3 protein-coding genes and 1 pseudogene are annotated in these 2,497 nt (G+C 64.5%); all 4 read left to right on the top strand.

The genetic code is table 11. The features are described 5' to 3' along the window. Window positions 1-248: pseudogene (locus NFV80_RS00060) on the top strand (sulfonate ABC transporter substrate-binding protein); the annotation flags it as partial. Further along, window positions 203-1,030: an ABC transporter ATP-binding protein gene (locus NFV80_RS00055; protein WP_366143376.1), complete on the top strand. Its 828-nt coding sequence runs from the start codon at window positions 203-205 to the stop codon at window positions 1,028-1,030. The pseudogene NFV80_RS00060 and the gene NFV80_RS00055, both read left to right, overlap by 46 nt. Before the next feature lie 52 nt (window positions 1,031-1,082). Further along, window positions 1,083-1,913, top strand: coding sequence for an ABC transporter permease (locus NFV80_RS00050; protein ID WP_295325237.1), 831 nt, complete (start codon window positions 1,083-1,085; stop codon window positions 1,911-1,913). A 163-nt stretch (window positions 1,914-2,076) separates the two neighbouring features. After that, a partial coding sequence (locus NFV80_RS00045) for a thioredoxin fold domain-containing protein (protein WP_295325234.1) occupies window positions 2,077-2,497 on the top strand: 421 nt, incomplete at its 3' end.

Here is a 2,497-nt window from a genome sequence, read left to right as displayed (position 1 = left end):
GGCAGTTGCTCTGGCGCGGCTACTACTCGCCGTATCTCGACCAGTCCAGCGATCCGGACGTCAAGGGTGTCAAGCATTTCGCCGAAGTGATGGTCAACAGCGAGTTCATTACGACCAAACCCGACCTCGACGCCGCGATCGACGTCCGCCTCTACGAGAAGGTACTGAACCAGTTGGCCAGGGAGAATCCGGGCGATCCGTTCTGGAAGAAGCTGCAGAAGGAATTCCGGCAGAAGGACGCCTGCTGAGCATTGGTCTCACGCTGGAGAACGTAAGCTTTGCCTACGGCGACAGGCCCGTACTTCAGGACATCCATGTGCATATCCCGGAAGGTGCGCTGGTCAGTCTGCTCGGCGCCCGCGGTTCGGGAAAGACGACGCTCCTCCGGCTGGCCGCCGGCCTCAACGCAGTGAGCAGTGGCCGGCTGACCTGGAATGGTGTTGCGGTGGTCGGCCCAAGCCTGCAGCGCGGCGTGGTCTTTCAGGACTACGCGCTGTTTCCGTGGCTATCGGTGGTGGATAACATCGAGATCGCCATTGCCAAGGCCAAGCCAACGGTCAGGAAGGCCGAGCGGCTGGTGGAGGCAGGCCAATACCTCAGGGATTTGGGGCTGGAAACGGCGATCGGCAAGTATCCGGGCGAACTTTCCGGAGGAATGCGTCAGCGCGCCGCGATCGCGCGCGCACTCGCGCTCGGTTCGCCCTTGCTGTTGCTGGACGAGCCCTTCGGGGCGCTCGACCCGGTGAATCGCGCCCGTCTGCAGGATCTGCTGCTGGAGGTCTGGGAACTCGCCAGGCCGAGAAAGACCATCGTCTTCGTGACCCACGACGTGGACGAGGCGATTTACCTCGGAGACCGGCTGATCGTCCTTGGCTCGTCACCCGGCCGGGTCATCGCCGACCTGGCGGTGCCCCTGGAGCGCCCGCGCGAGCGACGCAGCCTGCTCGACAGCCACAGCCTGCACGGACTCCGCGAACAGGTGGCGGCAACTCTCCTGGAGGACACGCTGCAGCGCCTCAAGGCCGCCTGAAACGGCCAGACGGCTCGGCAACCATGACCGGCCAGCACAAGGAAAAACACGGATGAGCGATTACATTGCCCTGGCGAAGCAGGAGCTGTCGGTAACCCCAATCCCCGCAGCATCGATCGAGCCCGGTGCGGCACCCGGTCGACTGAGCCATGCACTGGAGTCCGTATCGGTCTGGATCGTTCTGCTCCTCTTCTGGGCGGTCGCTTCCGTTCATCTGCCACAGGGCGAAAACCCGCTCCTGCCCTCGCCCGTGATCACTGCCCAGGCATTGTGGGAATCGCTCCCCGACCTCTGGGCAGGGACCCTGTCGTCGCTTGCCATCCTGATCCCCGGCTTTGCCCTGGCGACGCTGCTGGGAGTCGTTTCGGGCCTGACCGTGGGAACGTCGTCGCGACTGCAGCGCGTCTTCCTGCCGTTCGCCCAGGTCGCAGGGCCGGTGCCGCCGACGGTCTACATTCCATACGCGATCGCCATCCTGCCCACCTTCAAGCTGTCGGCAATTTTCGTCGTCTTCATCGGCGCCTTCTGGCCAATCTTCCAGAACTCGGTTGCCGGAGCGAATGCGCTCGAACAGCGGTATCGCGACAATGCCCGCATCCTCGGCCTGACTCGCTTCGAGTACCAGCGGCGTGTCGTCTTTCCCGCCGCCTTGCCGCACATTTTCACGGGCATGGCGGTGGGACTGGCCTTCTCGTTCATCCTGCTGACCGTCGCCGAACTGTTCGGCGCCAACGCCGGCCTGGGCCGCTTTGTCCAGTATTACGCGGATTTTGCCGACTATCCCAGGATGGTTGCGGGGATTCTGTACACCGGCCTGGTGACATTCCTGGCGATGACGCTGCTCGACGCCGTTCGCCGGCGAGCGCTGTTCTGGTTGCAGTAGCATGCGGCGCCACGCCTCCCGGCCACTATTTCGGCCATGGCTGCGCGTCGCTGCCGGCCTGATGTTCTTGCTGGTCTGCGGCGGGTCCCAGGCAGCGCTTTTCGCGCGAAGCGTTGACAATCTGCAGCGAGAGGCGGAGGCAGCGCACGCCGAAGGAAAGCAATTGGCGGTCGTCCTCACCCTCCCGGATTGCCCCGGCTGCCTGGAAATGGAGAAGACCGTCTACCCCGACCTGCAGACGGAAAAGCGGATCGAACGTCGCTTTCGGACGGTCCGCCTCGATCTGGCGCGCTCTGCACCGATCATCGACGCGCTGGGGCGTGCGGCGACCGCTGCCGATCTCGCCAGGCGGCTCCGCGCCGTGGCTACTCCGTCCTTCCTCTTCTTCGCTGGTGATGGCAGTTTCCTCTACCGCCATACCGGCACCCTCGATCAGGCCGGACTGCGTGATCTCGCCGAATACGTTGCGGGCGCGAAGTTCGAAGAGTTTCCCTACGCGCCGCGCAGCGCTGCCCGCGGCAACCCGGCCGCTCGCCCGCAAGGGACATTGCATGCCTCTCCTCCGCCCGCCAATCTGCCGCTCT

Origin of the sequence: Accumulibacter sp., assembly GCF_023806565.1 — a bacterium.
Taxonomy (GTDB): Bacteria; Pseudomonadota; Gammaproteobacteria; order Burkholderiales; family Rhodocyclaceae; genus Accumulibacter.
The sequence above is the reverse complement of the archived record's forward strand: the minus strand, read 5'-3'. Positions and strand labels throughout refer to the sequence as shown.

What these genes read in the sequence shown, in the direction of transcription:
- NFV80_RS00050 (WP_295325237.1), top strand. Translation starts at nt 1,083, where the DNA reads ATGAGCGATTACATTGCCCTGGCGAAGCAGGAGCTGTCGGTAACCCCA.